Raw genomic sequence first — 17,819 nt, 5'->3', positions numbered from 1 at the left:
TTTTGTTTTGTTTCTCTCATTATTTCCTTTTGGCCAATCCTAAAAACCACTATTCAGAATAAGATTAAAAAAGCAGAACCTCGAGGGTTCTGCTTAGACTCTATCTAATGGTTTTTAATGCACCGCTCCAGGATATCACCTGGTCAATCATTGCGTTCACATTATTGAGATGAAGATCTTGAGGTTTAAATACTGTACCATTTTCAAAATCAGTAAATAAAGACAATGTTGGATGCACGCGTACATCAGCAATCATTAATTCACCCATGATTCCGCGCAGATGTTCAGCAGCTCTCGCACCGCCGGTTGACCCATAGCTTACAATTCCTGCAGCTTTATTGTTCCAGGGTTCACGGGCTAGATCAAGTGCATTTTTTAATGCCCCTGTAATACTGTGGTTATATTCCTGAACGATGAAAATGAATCCATCCAGACTATTAAGCTTCTCATTCCATGCAGCAATTCCTGGCGAATCCGCTTCACCTAAGAATGGCAATTTGAAATCAGCGATATCTATAATCTCATAATTGGCATCTCCGCGTTTATCGGCAATCTCTTTTACCCATGAACCGACCTGTGGGCTGACTCTCCCCTGACGTGTGCTCCCTAAGATAATCCCAATGTTTAATTTCTCGCTCATTGTTTGTTCCTCCTTAGATTTTCTTCCAAATAATTGATTAAAAAAACCCATGACTCACACCACCTGATGATAATTTAAACTCCTATAATAATTCGATTTCCAGAAGGGTCTTCAGTAACCGCCTGATTATTTTCAACAGACACAGCCGCGCCTATCTTTTTCAAGTTTTCTACTGCCTGATCTACGGCTTCTTCATTTTCAAAAATGAGCCTGAAGGATTGTAGCCCAACACTATTCTCTGAAGGCTGCGGCGCTCCTACCCCATTCCATGTATTCAAACCAATATGGTGGTGATATTTTCCGCTGGAAATGAACAGTGCCTGTGTGCCATATCGGCAGACTGCTTCGAATCCAAGCCCCTCACTGTAAAACGTTTCGGTATGCGCCAGTTCTGCTACATGCAAATGGATATGCCCCATGACCGTACCGCCAGGCAGGCCCTTCCAGGACTGCTGCTGCCCAATTGACAGCAGGTCAGGGAAGTCCAGAGGATCAACAGTCATATTTACCTCCCCGTTTTTCCATGTCCATACAGAAGGGTTGCGGTCAGTGTAAATTTCTATCCCATTGCCATCCGGATCTGACAGATAAAGTGCTTCGCTGACAAGATGATCCGATGATCCAAATTGCAGCCCAATCTCGACGAAATGACGTACTATCTTAGCCAAATCAGAACGCTTTGGGAGGAGCAGGGCGAAATGATACAAACCTGTTGTTCTTCCTATTGCAGGTTCGACATTTTCCGGCTGTTCAATGGTCAGCAATGCCGTTTTTCCATCAGCAGTCAGCTGGGCAGTTCTTTCTGTTTTTGTTAACACTTTAAATCCAATTACTTCTTTATAGAATGCAAGTGACCGTTCCAGATCCTGTACTTTCAGATTGACCTGAGCTACAAAGGTAATCGGTTTTTGATGAAAGTTCATGTGAATTTTTCCTCCCACTAGTTTGCTTTTGATTGTATTAATTTGCTCCCAAGAGATAGTGGTGATTCCTTAGCTAATACAAAATAGATCGATGCTGCAAGCAGGATTAAATCTAATTCATATCCAGCCATTTGGCCGTTCCCCAGCAGGCCTGCGGACAGCTTAGCAGTAAAGATCGCTCCCAGCATGATGAAAGCAAATAGTACAGAAACCATTTTTGTGCCAATACCCAGAATCACCGCTATGCCTCCTGCCAGCTCGATTACGGCAACGACATAAGCCATAAAACCCGGAATACCGATACTGTCGAAGAAGCCGGCAGTATTGCTTATGCCTCCCTGAAATTTTGATAATCCATGAATAAAGAAAATAAATCCTAAAATTACACGCAGAATGAAATGGCCTAATTCGTTTTTGTTCATGTTTTCCTCCTTGAATCTAATGTTAGTTACTTACTTTATGTAAGTTAGTATATAATTGATATTTATTTTCGTCAAGTAATTATTTTATAAAAAGTGATTTAATTATTTCCGGTTTATGACTATAATAAGAAACAAGGAGTGATTATTATGGAAAAGTCGCTAATTTGTCCAAGATTTGAAAAAGCCATAGGCATATTGAGCCAGCGCTGGACCGGATTGATCATTTATCAATTGCTTAACGGGCCGCAGCGGTTCTGCAGTATAGAATCCTCTATCGGGATAAGCGGCAAAGTTCTTTCAGACCGGTTAAAGGACCTGGAGAATGAGGGGGTCGTAAAACGCGAAGTTTACCCTGAAACTCCTGTAAGAATCGAATATTCCCTGACAGAAAAAGGCCTGGCCATGGAACCGCTGATGAAAGAAATAGAAAAATGGTCGCAGAACTGGTTATAGGCTTAATTTATATATGAATATCAAAAAAGAGTCCTCCCTTTTTGGAAGACTCTTTTTTGCGTTATCTCTTTGATCCTGGTTATTTCTTTTTTGACTGGCGAGCCAGTTCGGACTCATTCCCTCCGAAAATCTTGCTTCTTCTGTCCAAAGGTGCCTCGACTTCGGACTCAATTCCTCGGATTTATCCTACTCTGTCCGAAGGTCCCCTGACTTCAGAAGCAACTCTTCGGATTTATCCTTACGCTGTCTGAAGGTTGTCTGCGTTCGGACTCATTCTCTAGGATTCGTCCTTCTTCTGTCAGAATAGGTAAACAGCAAATTTACTTTCCTTTTATCTCTGAAATATACTGTTTTACAACTTCATATACGTAATCCTGGTTTGCGGCCGCAGTGTTGGGGTCGTATTGGCCTCCGTTTGTTTTATTATTAGAAAGAATACGAATTCCCAGGAATGGAACATTGTATGCTCCGGCAATCTGCGCTGCTGCAGCGCCTTCCATTTCTTCTACCGATGTTCCGTAGTTTTCATGAAACCAATTGATGCGGTCTACTTCGTTATTCCATAGGTCCGCTGAACCGATTGTCCCTTCGACTACTTTGCCCTTCTTGTGCTTATCTTTAACTGCATTGGCAGCAGCAAGAAGATTTTCATCTCCCTCATAATAACGAATCTTTTCGGCATCAGGGTCTTCACCGGCACTTCCCTCAGAAGCCATCAGGTCCATTGGGATCCAATTAGTTGGTTCAATCCCTTCCCCTGCTTCCAAATGACCAGTCTTCAATGATCCGATATTGACTGTTCTTTCTCCTAAAACGATATCATACACATTCAAGCCCGGATCATGGCCGCCTGAAGTCCCCTGGTTGATGATGGCAGCTGGATCATACTTTTCAATGGCGATTGTTGTGGCAGCTGCTGTATTTTCCATGCCTTTTCCGGTTTTAGCTACGATAACCGGGTACTTGTCCAGCTTGCCTTTATAAAAAACAAAATTACCTGATTTTTCTACTTTAACTTTATCTAATCGTTCAGCAAACTTTTCAGCCTCGATCGGCATTGGCCCCTGGATAAGAATTGGCTTTTGGGCTCCTTCAGCCTCGGTTTCTAATTTTCCTGCCGAAGAGCATCCTGCGAGCATCGCTGCAGATAGTGCTGCAATCGCAGCGAGTGAAGCTAATTTCTTTTTCATTGCACGTTCTCCCCTTTTCTTGTTGTCTGATACACCCGAATTTCTAATCATAGAAAAAGGCCTGTAAAAGCAGAATGATTTCTACCTTCCAGACCATAGAGTTAAAGCAGCTGCAATAAAGATTGCGGCCTTTCCTATACTTTAACCCGTAGTCCGGTTCTTTGATTGGGAACCAGGTAGAAACACTCAGACCATATTACCGAGCATATACGAGTGATGAAATTAGTAAGATTACAATGCCAATATAACAAATAGCTTGTGAGAATTCAACTGAAATACGAACAATTAGTACATATTAACTATTAAACATTCGTAATTCAGCAATATTCATCCATAAAAAAACCTCCAGTATTAAACTGGAGGCTCTAATCATTATGCTGCTTTTTTGGCATCAGCAGAAGATGATTGGCTGTTATTCTTTATGGCAGCAGCAGCCAGACCGATCAGACCACCTGCGATAGCTGGGACAATCCAGCCTAACCCCACATCATATAAAGGAAGGATCGCACTGAATAGGTCATTGATTGGCGCAAACGCAATGCCTGCTGCATTCAAACCATCAAACAAACTTACCACAAATGTGAATAGCATGCTTCCCTGATAAACTTCTTTCTTGCCTTTAAAGAATGGATGCAGGAAAGTAAGAGCCATTAATGCAATGGCCAATGGATAGATTCCCACCAAGACAGGGACGGAAATGGCGATAAGCTGGCTAAGGCCAAAGTTGGCAAAAACCGCGCTGAATATTGATAAAATAATGACGAACATTTTGTAAGAAACTCTTGGCATCAGTTTATTAAAGTATGAAGAACAAGCTGTAATTAGACCGATGCTGGTTGTCAAACATGCACCAAACACAATGACACTTAAAAGCAGCATACCAAATGAGCCAAAGTAATGGGAAGATGCACCAGATAGAACAGCACCCCCGTTATCCAATGCTCCAAGACCGCTGACACTTGAAGCCCCAATAAATGAAAGCGATGTATAAATGACTGCTAATAGACCTGAAGCAATCACACCAGCCTTCGCAATGGATACCATGATATCCTTCTTAGTTACTGCGCCTTTTTCCTTCACAGCATTTACAACGATAATACCGAATACAAATGCTGCCAGAGCATCCATTGTCAGATAGCCTTCCTGGAACCCTTTAAAGAACGCACCATTCATATAGGATTCAGTCGGAGCCTGGAATGCTCCCATTGGATTAAAGAAGGCAGCGCCGATTAAAACTGCGATTACAATTAGAAGAATCGGTGTTAAATATTTTCCTACGATATCAACAATCTTTGAAGAATTCAAAGAGAAAAAAGCGGTAATTCCAAAGAAAATAATTGAAAATACGATTAAGCCAACTGATCCGCTTCCTTCTGATAGATATGGCTTAATTCCGATTTCGTATGACACTGTAGCTGTTCTCGGAATGGCAAAAAGCGGTCCAATTGATAAGTACAGGGCCACTGTGAATCCCAGTCCGAACAATGGATTGACACGGCTCGCCAGTGATTGCAGATCACTTTTTCCCGAGAAGCCCAAAGCCAGTATACCAAGAAGAGGCAAACCTACACCTGTCATGATGAAGCCAGCGTTCGCTGACCATACATTCGTTCCTGCGGATTGGCCAAGCATCGCAGGGAAAATTAAGTTTCCTGCCCCAAAAAATAAGGCAAAGAGCATAAAACCAACTGTCACAATATATGAGAATGGTATTTTGCTGGTCATTTCAATTCCTCCTATTAATCTGTCTGTCTAAATGATTCTGATTTTATTAAATTTAAATTTTCTGAAATATTATAGCGCTGTAACATTATTATTTTTGTACGCTAGTAATATATTGCATAACTCAAGATAACATATTCAAAATACTTATGCAATATATCGCACAAAACTTTTTGTCGAATCATGCGATATATTGAATTTTTCAAGATACTTCTATATACTAAATTTATAATCTATTGGAAATAACTATAATTTCACAGATAAATTGCATGAAATGAAAAGGTGGTTACAGCTATGCCGATACCCTCCAATTATTCATCACCTACCCGAGTGTCAGCCAAGGATCGCGCCTTCTCCCAAATCCAGGAGTGGATCATTGACGGCACACTACAGCCGAAAGAAAAATTGAATGATGCCGATCTTGCCAAAGCGTTAGGCGTCAGCCGAACCCCCATCAGGGAAGCTCTTCAGCTGCTGAATGTTCAGGGGTTCGTCGAAATGTTTCCCGGAGTTGGAACGCAGGTCACTTCAGTTAATCCTGAAGATATTAGTAAAATCCTGCCCCCATTAGGCGTATTGCAGGCACTTGCTGCAGAATTGGCAGCTCCTGTTATCAGCCAGGAAACGATTAATATACTTAGGGATATTAATCATAAATTCGCTAAAGCTCTAATTGCAGGAGATACCTTCACAGCTTTGAAGCAGGATGAGAAGTTTCATAATATTATTATAGATCTTGCTCAGAATCCTTATATTACGAATACAGCTTCCATGCTTCAGGCTCATGTCATGCGGCTTTACTACAATAAAACAATTATATTGAAAGAGCGTTCTATAGAAGAACATGAAGATATATTAAAAGCATTTGAACAAAAAGACAGAGAAAAAGCCGGACACATTGCACGTGTCAACTGGCTTAGAGCAATTGACGAGTATTACTCCGAGGAAAAATGATCAAACGGAAAAAGCAGCCTCCTTCGGCTGCTTTTTCCGTTATCCTAGCTTTTGTAGATAATTTCATCGATAATCCCATATTCCTTTGCTTCTTCAGCAGTCATGAAATAATCGCGGTCCGTGTCCCGCGCCACTTTTTCTGCAGGCTGGCCAGTTCTTTCTGCAATAATTCCATTTATATGCTCCCTCAGTTTTAAGATCCGCTTCGCCGAAATTTCGATTTCGGTTGCCTGGCCTCGAGCACCGCCCAGAGGCTGATGAATCATGATTTCACTGTTCGGCAGGCTGTAGCGCTTTCCTTTTTTTCCTGCCAGGAGAAGCATAGCACCAAATGATGCGGCCATTCCTGTACAAATCGTTCTCACATCAGGCTTTATATATTGAATCGTGTCAAAGATGGCAAACCCTGCGGTGGTCGAACCGCCCGGACTATTAATATAAAGAGAGATATCCTTTTCAGGAGATTCAGCTGCAAGAAATAGCAGCTGGGCAATCACACTATTGGCAACCACATCATTAATTTCTTCTCCTATCATGATAATCCTGTCTTTTAACAGCCGTGAGTAAATATCATAGGAACGTTCTCCCTTGCTTGACTGCTCAATTACATATGGTATTGCTGTCACCTGTATCCCTCCAGTTCATTGCGGATCTATGCCGCCATGCAGAGAGTATTAGAAGGAGATGGAACTGGCAGTACAGGCTTCTTTGCTTGGCTTTCCAGGGATCGCAGAAAAGGTATGATTTTTACCAGGATGGACGGATCTTCCGCAGCCACAGATTGCTGCAGCAGATGAAAAAGCTTTTCTTCTTCATCATTTGCAAAAGAATCCTCAGTCTCATCTTCAACTGAGTGCTGTAGCTGCTTCCGAGCACGGTTCAGCGAGGACTTCACTGCAAATTCAGTGGTCTGCAGGATATCCGCAATCTCTTTTGTTTTGTATCGAAACCCTTCCTTTAGAGTAAAAATAACAGCCTGCTTTAATGTCAGACGGTTAATGAGATGGCTGATTGCTTCTCCTCGATCGGTGCTGTAATTCTTCATTTCACTTTCAGGCGACTCTTCCAGCTGCTCCCGCTTTCTGTTTCGAAGAGTATCCATCCAGCAATTATAGGCAATCTTCTTCAAAAGAGCCTGATTGATATTCTCCGGAGAATAGCTTTTATAAGCGCGGATGATTGCCTCATGGGCAAGATCGTCCCCATCCCAGCTGCTCTGTGCAAGAAACCGGCTATAACGCTGCAGTGAAGGATAGATATCTGCAATACATCTTTCCTTCTGCTCTAAGAAATCCCTTGATTCAGCCTGAACTTTCCCTTGCTTCATAAACCTGTTCACTCCTTTAATACATCTCTGCTTCTATAACGGAATAAGAGAACTAAAAGATACGGGGTAATTATAATTTATTATCATTTTATTCTAAGGATAGCTGATATTATCCTGCTCATATACCTTTTTTGATTTCAATCCAAAAAAAAAGCCCCAATCCCATTGGAATTGAGGCTGCAGTTTTATATAATTCGTGACGTTACAATGCCGTCAATTTGATTGATCTGTTCAAGCAGTCCAGGGACCACTTCGCCATTGACTTTATTATCGATATCGATCATGGTATACGCATATTCACCGCGGCTGCGGTTCACCATGTCTGCGATGTTCAGCTGGTAGCTTGAAATGGCAAGCGTGATTTGGCCGACCATATTTGGGATGTTTTTATGAAAAGCAGTGACACGCCGCTTGCCTGTGTAAGGAAGAGCAGCATTTGGGAAGTTCACTGAGTTTTTAACATTGCCTGTTTCAAGGAAGTGCTTCACCTGTCGTGCTGCCATGACAGCGCAGTTTTCCTCAGATTCTTTTGTTGAAGCGCCAAGGTGCGGAATTGCCACAGCGTTTTTCATTTTCAGGACATTTTCATTTGGGAAGTCTGTAATATACTTGCCCACTTTTCCGCTCTCAAGGGCTGCTGCCATATCTGATTCATTCACAAGCTCTCCGCGTGAGAAATTCAAAATATGAACACCATTCTTCATCATGCTGAATGTATCTTCATTGAACATTTCCCTTGTATCATCGGTTAATGGAACATGTACAGTGATATAGTCGGATTCTGCAAACACCTGCTCAATGGTCATGGCACGCTGAACATTGCGGGACAAGTTCCAGGCCGTATCAACTGAAATGAATGGATCAAAGCCTATAACATCCATATCAAGTTCAAGTGCATCATTGGCCACAAGTGCCCCGATTGCTCCCAATCCGATTACACCGAGAGTTTTCCCCTTAATTTCTTTTCCGACAAATTGCTTTTTCCCTGCTTCTACAAGCTTTGGAATTTGATCTCCTTCATCTTTCAGCGTTTTGGTCCAGGCGATGCCGGCAAAGAGATTGCGGGATGACGCCATTAAGGAAGTAAGCACCATTTCTTTTACTGCATTTGCATTGGCACCAGGAGTATTAAAAACAACAATGCCCTGCTCAGTGCATTTCTCAACCGGGATATTATTTACACCCGCGCCTGCGCGGGCAATTGCTTTTAATCGATCGCCCAATTCCATTGAATGCATATTGAAGCTGCGAAGGACAATCGCATCCGGATTGCCGCTTTCATTATCGATTGTAAATTGATCCTTGTTAAACACCTCAAGACCGCTTGGCGCAATCGCATTCAACGTTTTAATCGTCTTTACTCTGTCTAAAGTCATGGTACTCACTGGATTCTCCCCTTTTCAACTAACTTTGTCAGATTTTAAAACAGAAAGAGGCAAGGGTAGAATCCCTTACCTCTGCCCAGGCGAACGGCTTCGACACTATGTGCTCCCTCGCGGTGATCCGCGTCTCGCCAGTTACACATAGCCTTTTCGGTTTTTTAAATCTTATCAAAGTCTTCTGAAAACTTCAACCCTTTAAAGCGCTTACATTATTAAAATATTTTTTATTTTTTTACAGTATATTTTTCTTATTTTGTACATATGCTTTTGAAGTTAGTAATTGGAATAACATTTTCCTTTCAGCTGTATGCATATTAATTGCTGGTATTCTGTTCTAGCAAATGAAGCATTTTATCTGGAAATAAAATTGGACTATCCGAAAGTAATTATCAATAAACTGTTTCCCTTCACCTCTCTCCTTTATCAGATTCTGCGAAGTTCTGTAACTGCTGCTTCTGGGGAACATTCATACTCGCCAGAATACTCGACAAGCCCAATTTCGCAATTTTTGCCGATTTTTACATTTTTCCCTCTTACGACAAGAGCTGCTGTGCCTTCGAGTTCGATGTCATCCCCTTCAATTAAATCTGCCTCCAGCTTCAAGGGAAAGATGGATTTGATTAATTTAAATAGGGTCTCTCTATGCTGTGTCACTTTAATTTTTCTGCCGCCAATCTCTTTCGCTTTACTGTCTCCAAAAAGCTTAATATCAATCGTTTCTGCATTCAGTAAACCTTCTACTGAAAAAGTCCCTTCAGCACTGAAGATTTCCGCTTCACAGTCTCCCTCAATAGATACTTTTCCATTCACATCGATTACATCGCATTTTACAGAGCCTCCAATAGAGGATTTCCCAGCGACCTCAAGCTTTTGACAGCTGACGGCTTCAGAAATGGCAGCCGAGCCATTGATAATCAGGGATTCAGCTTTAACAGATCCGTGGATTTTTGCTGCACCACTGATCTCTCCTTTTTCGGTTTTTACGTTTCCATGGACAGTGCCCGTACCGTTACAAAGGAATCTCTCGCATTCAATATCACTGTTTACAGTTCCCTTGCCATTTAATTCAACCTTTTCAAATGAACCTCCATTAGACGATCCAACTCCATTAATAATTAAGTTCCCTAGCGTTTTCATATTCACAGCAAATTTTCCCCCTATGCCAATTTGGATTTTAATTCCTCTGCACAATGTTCTATCGATAAAGTGGCTGCCACTTTTGTTCCTTTTTCAAGCAGGACTTGTTCCCCGTTAACCGAAACCAGGCAGCTGGACATTCCAAGTTTGCGAATAAAGCAAATAACAGCTTTTGGCTGCTGCAGGATACTTTGATGATCGTTCAATAACTGAAGGAGCATTTTCCCTTCCTCTATATGGATATCTCCCGATTCAAGCAGGATGGAAAGTATATAAAGCTTCAAAATCTCATGGTAATTGAATTCTTTAAGCTCCCCCTGAGTTTCGAGAAAGATATTCATAACCGGTTCAGAAGCTATCCCTTTAGCAATCAGACTTTCCTTTGTCAGCTTCAGATGTGAAGCATTCAGAGAAAACACATCTGCCAGCTCATCCAGCGAAAGGCTATCCTTCATCTTTTGTATTTTATCGACCCGCTCCAGAATTTTCTCTTTTGGGAAAAAAGTCTCCTGCCCTGTAAAGGTTGATTTTCTGACAAACCAATCCTCCGGTATCAGGCTTTTCCTTTTCCACCGATAAAGCTGCCCATAAGAAATCCCAGTTAGATCAAGGACTTCTTTTTTTGAAATTAATTCATCGCTCAATTCCAGGACTCCTTTCTAATGTTACCATTGTAACATAACACTGTTACATTAAAATGTTGTTTTATTCATTTTTTTCTGATATTTTTCGACAAATTTATCGTTTTGTACCGTGAAATCAATCCTGGAAGCTCTTCCCTCAACAAAACAATGTTCTATTGACACAAAAAGACCTGGTTCTCTATAGAACCAGGCTTCACTTCATTCATATATTTTTAACAGATTATACTGCTTTCCAAGATACTGATAATTTTGCCTGCGGTACATTTCCTTTGGAGTATCTTCTCCATCTGCAACAAGGATGATGGTTTTATCCTTAATCTGATCCATCACCGCTTTCTGCAGGCGGCTGCCGATGCCCTTTTTCTGAAAATCCTCATGGACCATCAATCCATCAATTTCAGCTGTTCGTTCCTTGATAATGACATCAACAGATCCGGCAGCTTTCCCTTTATAGTATGCAATAACCTGCTGAATGCATTCATCGCTGTAATTTCTAAGATGCTGAGCTTTCTTTTTCTCTGCGAAATTTCCCCCATATACCGAATCCTGCTCATACTGGAATTCCAGATAATCATTCCATGTTTCATCCTTAACATTTTCGACTATGATTTCTTCCTTTTCCTGAACATCAGGAAAATCAGCCGGATGGATGGCAAATAACTCTAAGAAACCAACCGTATAATCCTCATCTTTCTGAAAAAAAGCCAGAAGCTCTCCAGAAAGCTCCTCGTCATCGGGAAAATAAAACCTTACATGCTTTTGGCCATATTTCTGATGAAAATCTCTTAAATATTGATGTGCCTCCTCAAACTCTTGAACAGAAGGCATTCTTTTAAAAACAACAAAGTTGCTGTCATACTGAAGGAGCATGTCAGGATTATGGTTGTGAATAAATAGTTCATTTTCCAGAACCGTGTGTCCCGGTTTATAAATATCATGAAAAGTGATCTTGTCCATCGGTATCTCCTAAAATAGCAAACACTTTAGTTTTGCAAGTATTTATATTCTTTATCTGTAATTAGCACATCATGGCAGCGCATTAAATTATTCTTTAATTCCAGAGGGGTAATGCTGTTATCATAAGCACACAGGGAAATCAGACCCTGTTCAGAAATGACCTTGTCAATTTTCTTTTCATACGCTTCCACTAACGGAATATAGTCCTTCACGTTTCCCCATTCAACCAGGCCCCATGTAAAAATCTTTGTACCGCTTTCCAAATAAGGATGTATGTTTTTGAGAAAAAAATTCAACACTGTTTCAGGATTAAAATCCCCGTTCGAATAATAAAAATCAAAGTTATTCGCGAAGTGGACTCTCTTTAATTCCTCTTTGTTTAACAGCTTTCTTATCTCTTTATCAATCTGAAGGAAATTACGGTCGTTCTCCACAAATAAAACATGGCAGCCGCTTTTGGCGCCTGCAGATATATAAGAGACTGCATTTTGAAGATAGCAGTCTCTTTGATCGAATTGATAAAGGATATGGCCGCCATTTGACCTTTTAAGATTATCCATTAAATCGATTAACCATTCATTCATTAAAATTACCCCTTATAATTCAAAGATGTTTTATCTATCCACCTTCATATCATGTATTTTGGAATATCCGTTTTCTAATCTTTATCAAATATTTCATCAAGTTTGTCTGCATAAAAGGTAATCGCTTTTTTATATTGCAAAACTTCTGGGTCATCAGAGGTTTCGGCCACACACTTTAGGAGCAGCTCCATGGCCTGCCTATGCTGGCCTAAATTATGGAGCGTCATGGAATAAAACACCTGGATTGCACGATTAGCCGGAAACTGGGAGATCCCTTTTTCGAACACCATCTTTGACTTTTCATATTCCCCAAGTGTCCGGTATGTGCTCCCAAGACCCAAAATAGCACCTTGCAGATCTGATTCAGGAAGCCCAAGTTCGATCGCTCTTTCATAATAAGAAACAGCCTTCGATTCCTCCCCTAAAACGTCAAAACTCCAGCCGCACTGATAATGAATAACTGGGTTTAAGGGATACTGTTCAGCCAATTTTATAAGCAGAAGGTTGGAATCTTTGTATTTTCCGAGATTGCGAAGTACTATCGCTTTTTCTAAGTCCGTGCTCATATGTACCTCCGATCAGCGCTTTCTTTCTATTATATCTAAAAATTGAAAATAATGGTTGGTAAGGCTTCAACTTTTCTGCAAAAATTGAATTATGACTCTCTGCACCGTTCTTTCACTTCAACCTCAGTGATTTCGTCAAACATGACCTTCTCAAGAAACCCATCTTCCATTTCCAGATAAATTTTTCTGCTGATGCTATCCAGCCTGTTTACCCTCCCTGTGTATTCGCAGAAAAATCCACCACGCCAAACCTTTACTTTTAGAAAAAAGGCAAATTCCATTGCATAGTGAATTTTGTTTTCATAATCCTCCAATTCATATTCATCAATAAGCGGCTTGTTTTGTGCCATTTGTTCAGTTTCCAATTTTCTTAACATCGCCCGGTGTTCCGGCATGAAATGGGCTGGCAGCCATTTTATTTTCCCTCTGTCTTTTAGCGGCATAGTAAATCCCTCCATCCTCTATTATAGAACATTTGTTCTGTATTTAAACCAGTAAAGCATAAAAAACTCAAGCTGGTTCATTTGGATAATAAAAGTACGAGTGGTAAAATAATCTTTAACTCTCTAAAAAGATTGGTGAAACAATGAAGCAGCTCCCTATAAAACACCGGTGGCTCGGTCGATTGCTTGCATCCGATCCCGGGCTTATCCGATTTCAAAAAGCTGGACGGGCCACTTTAAGTTTAATGGCTTCAGTCTTTACGACTTTGCTTATCATGCAATTGGCCGGCGCTGGTGCTAAAGCCGCTCTCACTCCGGCGATCGTGTCCGGAATGGCTGGCATGCTTGGCATCATGATTGTGATGGATGACTCTAAAAAAGGTAAGATGCTCACAACTGGCCTGCTTGGAATTTCTGCCATGGCGGGGGTATCGATTGGTTCACTATTGGCGGGAAGCACGGTCTTTGTCGATATTGCAATGGTGCTGTTAATATTCTTAAGCTTTTATTTAACCCGCTTTGGCGTACGGTATTTTTCTCTATGCATGATTGCATTCATGACACTTTATTTTTCATCTATCCTAAAGTTATCAGGCAGTCAGCTTCCATCCTTTTACTTCGGCATCTGGATAGGGGTCGCGTATGCTTTCCTGTTCAATTTCATCCTGTTTCAGGACACCGCGAAAAACCTGAAAAGAAGCATTCGCTCCTTTCATTTCCAAAGCAATTTTACGTTCAACCTGTTAATTGAGGGGATGAAAGCCAAGGAAATGACTCCCCAGCAGCGGGAGGAATTGCGGAGAAACGTGCTGAAGCTCAGGGAATACGCAGTAATGGTTTCAGAGTATGTAAATGATGAAGATGTTCAAAAATTATGGCCAGGGCTGACCTCTACTCAGCTGAGGTTATATATATTTGATGCAGGTATGCTGATTGAAACACTGACAGACTCAATTCGAAGCTTAAAAAAAGCGAATGCTCTTGAAATTGATGAGCTGAGAAAACTCCTGGTTTGGGTAACCCGTTCTCTTCGCGATGCTGAAGTTCTTGCCCAGCAATATGAAGAACAAAATCTGCGTGAAGCAGAGCTTGCTGTACAGGCCCTTCGCCTGCTTATTATTGATTTGTTCAGCCGGGAAGACAAACCTGCTGGATGGCTGTTTTTGATCAGGCGAATCGAGTCCATTGCGAACCATGTAATCGAGGGCGGCATAACCATACAGCAGGCACTTCATAAAGTGAAAGACAATGAGATTAAATCATCCGATGAGGCAGCTGAAGTCGAAAATGAAGATGAACCATCTGAAGAAGATAAGGGCATCAAGCCTTCCACTAAAAAAGCTTTTCAGGCATTGACTGCTGCAATCATTTCCATCATTGCCGGCCAGATTCTTTCGCCTGACCAGCCTTACTGGGTTCTTTTAACCGCTTTTATTGTTTTGCTCGGAACCGAATCGATCGGACGCATTTATACGAAGGGTTTTCAGCGTTCGGTTGGAACAATTATTGGAGCAGTAATAGGATTTACACTTGCAAGAGTTGTCAGCGGCCATTCCGTCCTGGAAATTGCGCTGATTTTTGCAGCAGTTTTTTTCGCCTTTTATTTGTTTGAGGTCTCCTATACGTTAATGAGCATGTTTATAACGATGCTGGTTGCTTTTATGTATGACCTTTTACTGGGTGGAATTACATTTTCCCTTATCAGTTCAAGGGTTATCGATACAATCGCCGGTGCCGGCATTGCATTCGGAGTTTCCTTATTTATTTTCCCAAAGAAAACGAAGGAAAAAGTGGCGGATACCATAAATGATTACCTTCAAGAACTGAAACCGTATGTCACTGAGTATGTGCGAAGCTTCCGGGAAGATGTGAACGTTAAGGAGCTTTCAGGCAAAGGCTTCTTATTGGATCAAAAACTTAAAACCATAAACGTTGAAGCGCAATCCTTGATAAAGAAACCCGGATCCCCGCGCCATGCTGATGTTAACAGATGGATTACATTATTTTCAGCCATCAATTACTATGCAAGACACCTTGTGGCTTCCTCCTACCGAAAAGGATTTGACTATCCCGATGAGCTGGTCGATGTTTTCATAAGGATTGAAGAAAAGCTTGAACTAAATATTGAGACATTAATGGACCTGATTAAAGACAGCGGAGACGGCATGCTTGTTTATAGTCTTGAAAATGAAAGGGAACAAATTGAACGATTGGCACCGGCAAGGCAGCAATCCCAGCGAGATTTGATTCATCATCTTTATTTCGTCTGGAGAATCAACAAAGCGATTATCGAATTGGCAGAAGACCTTGGTGCAGGGAAGGAGCAATAGTGCTCCTTCTTTTTTATGCTCTTTCAGGACCAATAATAGATTAATACATTCCCAATATACCTCAAAAAAGAGCGATGCACTAAATGCATCACTCTGACTTTGTTTTTGTTATTTTGAACAGCCGTAAACCATTCAAGGTTACGCCAGAAAAAATGATATTATATAAAAAAGGACTCGGATTGCTCCGATTCCTTTTATTTCATTACTTCCTCTTTCAATTTTATCAATAATTCATCCGAATTCTCCGCTGCAATCAGTTTCCCGTCTACAAGGGCATAGGGTGATTGCCTGCATTCTTTGCATCTGCTCTGACATTCGTATTCTTTATAGTTAACACTCTTCTGGCTCAGAAATTGATTAAATGCAGCAACACTCTCTTCTTTTAAAAAAGCATCCAGATTCCGCTGACAAAATTCAATCGAAGCCGTTTTTTGCTTTGAGAATAGTTTGTTGATGAGTTTCACCTGATCAAACTTCCTTCTGATTTTTCTTTAAAAGCTCTAATGGCAGTATATATTGTTTTCCATTCCCCTTCCTGCCTATATCGGGGACTTTATAATTATATCGAATCTGCTGCCCCTCTGTCGTCTCTATTGCTTCATTTCCAACAATTTTAAATAAAGTCTCATATGCAAACCTGTTAGTATTTTATTATACATTATTAATGAGGGGAACTGAATCGATTTACCTGTTAATTCAGATGGTTCAAATGTTTAATTGCACATAAACTGATTTTCTTTTGAATGCCGCTTTAAATTCTTATAGATTCCATGGCGACTGTTTTCTTACTGCTGCTCTCATTTTTGTCTTAAAGACCTTCACAAAAAAACAGGAAGAGCATTCCACTCTATCCTGCACAGCCACAATCTTAATTTTACTTATTACCCTCTACATTTCTTCTCATTTTCATTAAAACATCGTCAACAATTCTCAGCTCTTCTTTCGTAATACCTGATGTGACGATCGAGTGAAATTCCTCTGTGATTGGATATACATGCTCGCTGAGATTTTTGCCGTTTTCTGTTAGATAGACATTCAGAGATCTGCTGTCCTCTTTATTCATGCTTTTATTGATAAATCCTTTTTTTTCAAGACTGCTCAGCATTCTGGTAATGTTGGATTTATCTTTATCCAGCCGCCTGGCGATTTCATTTTGGCTTAATCCGTCTTCTTCCCAGAGAAGCATAAGAATAAGGTTCTGCTCAGGGGCAATATTTAAATGGGCTAATTTAGTCTTAATATAGCTTGTTAAGTTCAGGTCTGTCTGATGGATCTTAATGCTTATATAGTCATTAAATCTGGTTTTCATTAAAAATCCCCTATCCTTTTTATGGTGGCATTTTATTGAAATCTGTCGTATACACCAGATAACTTTTCATTATTTATCCAATCATGATTTTCTCTTCTGCATATTTAAAGTTAGCTTTTTCTCTTTTTCTGGCTAGTGCGAATGCAAGAGTTAACGGTCCCACCCTGCCTGCAAACATCATGAAAGCAATTAATTGTTTTCCTAATGGACTCAGCTCTGGAGTTAATCCAAGAGACATCCCAACGGTGCCGAAAGCAGAAATAACTTCAAATAGAAGCATATTCAGCGGTGCATTTTCTGTCAAAGAAAGAAGAAATAGAACCAGTGCTATTAAACCCATAGAGTACACCGTAATCGTAAACGCCCGAAAAATTAATTCCTTCGGGATTCTTCTGCCCATCAGATTGACTTCCTCATCTTCTTTGATGAGGGCTCTGACAGCAAGCAGGATCAAAGCAAAGGTAGTTACTTTAATGCCTCCTGCCGTTCCGCCTGATCCTCCGCCAATAAACATTAGAAGCATGGTAATAAGCTGAGAGCCCATGGTCAGCTCACCCGTATTAAGCGAATTAAAGCCAGCTGTTCTAGGAACGACGCCATGAAAATAAGATCCTAACAGTTTTTCCTTCATTCCCAAGTCACCAATTGTCGCAGGATTATTGAATTCCAAAAGAAATATGAAAACTGTGCCTAAAATATTTAGAATCAGTGTCATCAGCAAAACCAATTTGGTATGGAGAGAAAGTTTCCGCAAGCTTTTATTGATTTTTAAATCAAGCAGCACGATATAGCCAATCCCCCCGATGATAAACAGTGAGCTTAACGTCATAATGACA

The 17,819-nt window shown here is 40.8% G+C and carries 20 protein-coding genes and 2 riboswitches; of the genes, 3 read left to right on the top strand and 17 right to left on the bottom strand.

The features are described 5' to 3' along the window. Positions 1–100: 100 nt before the first annotated feature. The 3 genes from ACEQ1T_RS20170 to ACEQ1T_RS20160 are packed head-to-tail and all read right to left on the bottom strand — an operon-like array spanning position 101 to position 1,985. Positions 101–691 (bottom strand): NADPH-dependent FMN reductase, encoded by a 591-nt coding sequence (locus tag ACEQ1T_RS20170; protein ID WP_370224444.1) that lies wholly within the window; start codon positions 689–691, stop codon positions 101–103. 23 nt (positions 692–714) lie between these two features. Beyond that, the gene (locus tag ACEQ1T_RS20165; RefSeq protein WP_370224442.1) at positions 715–1,563 is read right to left on the bottom strand and encodes a VOC family protein; all 849 of its coding nucleotides are present in this window, start codon (positions 1,561–1,563) and stop codon (positions 715–717) included. A gap of 17 nt (positions 1,564–1,580) precedes the next feature. After that, complete coding sequence (locus ACEQ1T_RS20160) at positions 1,581–1,985, bottom strand: DoxX family protein (protein WP_206843850.1); 405 nt, start codon at positions 1,983–1,985, stop codon at positions 1,581–1,583. A 147-nt stretch (positions 1,986–2,132) separates the two neighbouring features. On the opposite strand from ACEQ1T_RS20160, the gene ACEQ1T_RS20155 reads away from it, so the two are divergent. Next, positions 2,133–2,438, top strand: coding sequence for a helix-turn-helix domain-containing protein (locus ACEQ1T_RS20155; protein WP_019382679.1), 306 nt, complete (start codon positions 2,133–2,135; stop codon positions 2,436–2,438). 320 nt (positions 2,439–2,758) lie between these two features. On the opposite strand, the gene ACEQ1T_RS20150 is transcribed toward ACEQ1T_RS20155, so the two are convergent. After that, the gene (locus tag ACEQ1T_RS20150) at positions 2,759–3,628 is read right to left on the bottom strand and encodes a 5'-methylthioadenosine/S-adenosylhomocysteine nucleosidase (RefSeq protein WP_370224440.1); all 870 of its coding nucleotides are present in this window, start codon (positions 3,626–3,628) and stop codon (positions 2,759–2,761) included. A 129-nt stretch (positions 3,629–3,757) separates the two neighbouring features. After that, positions 3,758–3,861, bottom strand: a riboswitch (purine riboswitch). Positions 3,862–4,000: 139 nt separating this feature from the next. Next, positions 4,001–5,353 (bottom strand): branched-chain amino acid transport system II carrier protein, encoded by a 1,353-nt coding sequence (brnQ, locus tag ACEQ1T_RS20145; protein ID WP_206843846.1) that lies wholly within the window; start codon positions 5,351–5,353, stop codon positions 4,001–4,003. Between the two features lie 291 nt (positions 5,354–5,644). Here brnQ and ACEQ1T_RS20140 point away from each other — a divergent pair, with 291 nt between their 5' ends. Then, positions 5,645–6,304, top strand: a complete 660-nt coding sequence (locus ACEQ1T_RS20140) for a GntR family transcriptional regulator (RefSeq protein ID WP_206843844.1) — start codon at positions 5,645–5,647, stop codon at positions 6,302–6,304. Positions 6,305–6,348: 44 nt separating this feature from the next. Here the strand turns inward: ACEQ1T_RS20140 and clpP are convergent, their stop codons facing one another. From clpP to ACEQ1T_RS20095, 9 genes are all read right to left on the bottom strand, one after another. After that, the gene (gene clpP, locus ACEQ1T_RS20135; protein WP_035329466.1) at positions 6,349–6,930 is read right to left on the bottom strand and encodes an ATP-dependent Clp endopeptidase proteolytic subunit ClpP; all 582 of its coding nucleotides are present in this window, start codon (positions 6,928–6,930) and stop codon (positions 6,349–6,351) included. Positions 6,931–6,956: 26 nt separating this feature from the next. Beyond that, positions 6,957–7,631, bottom strand: coding sequence for a sigma-70 family RNA polymerase sigma factor (locus ACEQ1T_RS20130; RefSeq protein WP_370224438.1), 675 nt, complete (start codon positions 7,629–7,631; stop codon positions 6,957–6,959). A gap of 185 nt (positions 7,632–7,816) precedes the next feature. After that, positions 7,817–9,016, bottom strand: a complete 1,200-nt coding sequence (locus tag ACEQ1T_RS20125; protein ID WP_206843839.1) for a phosphoglycerate dehydrogenase — start codon at positions 9,014–9,016, stop codon at positions 7,817–7,819. Positions 9,017–9,083: 67 nt separating this feature from the next. Continuing rightward, positions 9,084–9,162: riboswitch (ZMP/ZTP riboswitch) on the bottom strand. A gap of 274 nt (positions 9,163–9,436) precedes the next feature. Then, on the bottom strand, positions 9,437–10,150 hold the full coding sequence (locus ACEQ1T_RS20120; RefSeq protein ID WP_370224480.1) for a polymer-forming cytoskeletal protein: 714 nt from the start codon (positions 10,148–10,150) through the stop codon (positions 9,437–9,439). 20 nt (positions 10,151–10,170) lie between these two features. Then, the gene (locus ACEQ1T_RS20115; protein ID WP_206843836.1) at positions 10,171–10,794 is read right to left on the bottom strand and encodes a YhbD family protein; all 624 of its coding nucleotides are present in this window, start codon (positions 10,792–10,794) and stop codon (positions 10,171–10,173) included. Positions 10,795–10,992: 198 nt separating this feature from the next. Further along, the gene (locus tag ACEQ1T_RS20110) at positions 10,993–11,751 is read right to left on the bottom strand and encodes a GNAT family N-acetyltransferase (protein WP_370224436.1); all 759 of its coding nucleotides are present in this window, start codon (positions 11,749–11,751) and stop codon (positions 10,993–10,995) included. Positions 11,752–11,777: 26 nt separating this feature from the next. Beyond that, positions 11,778–12,335: an MEDS domain-containing protein gene (locus ACEQ1T_RS20105; RefSeq protein ID WP_206843831.1), complete on the bottom strand. Its 558-nt coding sequence runs from the start codon at positions 12,333–12,335 to the stop codon at positions 11,778–11,780. 74 nt (positions 12,336–12,409) lie between these two features. Continuing rightward, positions 12,410–12,901, bottom strand: a complete 492-nt coding sequence (locus tag ACEQ1T_RS20100) for a tetratricopeptide repeat protein (protein WP_206843830.1) — start codon at positions 12,899–12,901, stop codon at positions 12,410–12,412. 89 nt (positions 12,902–12,990) lie between these two features. Next, complete coding sequence (locus ACEQ1T_RS20095) at positions 12,991–13,344, bottom strand: YolD-like family protein (protein WP_370224435.1); 354 nt, start codon at positions 13,342–13,344, stop codon at positions 12,991–12,993. A gap of 182 nt (positions 13,345–13,526) precedes the next feature. On the opposite strand from ACEQ1T_RS20095, the gene ACEQ1T_RS20090 reads away from it, so the two are divergent. Beyond that, the gene (locus ACEQ1T_RS20090; RefSeq protein ID WP_370224434.1) at positions 13,527–15,674 is read left to right on the top strand and encodes an FUSC family protein; all 2,148 of its coding nucleotides are present in this window, start codon (positions 13,527–13,529) and stop codon (positions 15,672–15,674) included. Between the two features lie 194 nt (positions 15,675–15,868). On the opposite strand, the gene ACEQ1T_RS20085 is transcribed toward ACEQ1T_RS20090, so the two are convergent. The 3 genes from ACEQ1T_RS20085 to ACEQ1T_RS20075 all read right to left on the bottom strand — a co-directional run. After that, positions 15,869–16,138 (bottom strand): DUF1450 domain-containing protein, encoded by a 270-nt coding sequence (locus ACEQ1T_RS20085; protein ID WP_370224432.1) that lies wholly within the window; start codon positions 16,136–16,138, stop codon positions 15,869–15,871. Between the two features lie 410 nt (positions 16,139–16,548). After that, the gene (locus ACEQ1T_RS20080) at positions 16,549–16,983 is read right to left on the bottom strand and encodes a MarR family winged helix-turn-helix transcriptional regulator (RefSeq protein WP_206843822.1); all 435 of its coding nucleotides are present in this window, start codon (positions 16,981–16,983) and stop codon (positions 16,549–16,551) included. Between the two features lie 73 nt (positions 16,984–17,056). After that, on the bottom strand, positions 17,057–17,819 hold a 763-nt coding region (locus ACEQ1T_RS20075), incomplete at its 5' end, for a potassium transporter TrkG (protein WP_370224431.1).

It is taken from the genome of Cytobacillus sp., from assembly GCF_964223445.1.
Lineage (GTDB): Bacteria > Bacillota > Bacilli > Bacillales > Cytobacillaceae > Cytobacillus.
Note: the sequence above shows the minus strand (reverse complement) of the source record. Positions and strands in the feature narration are given on the sequence as shown.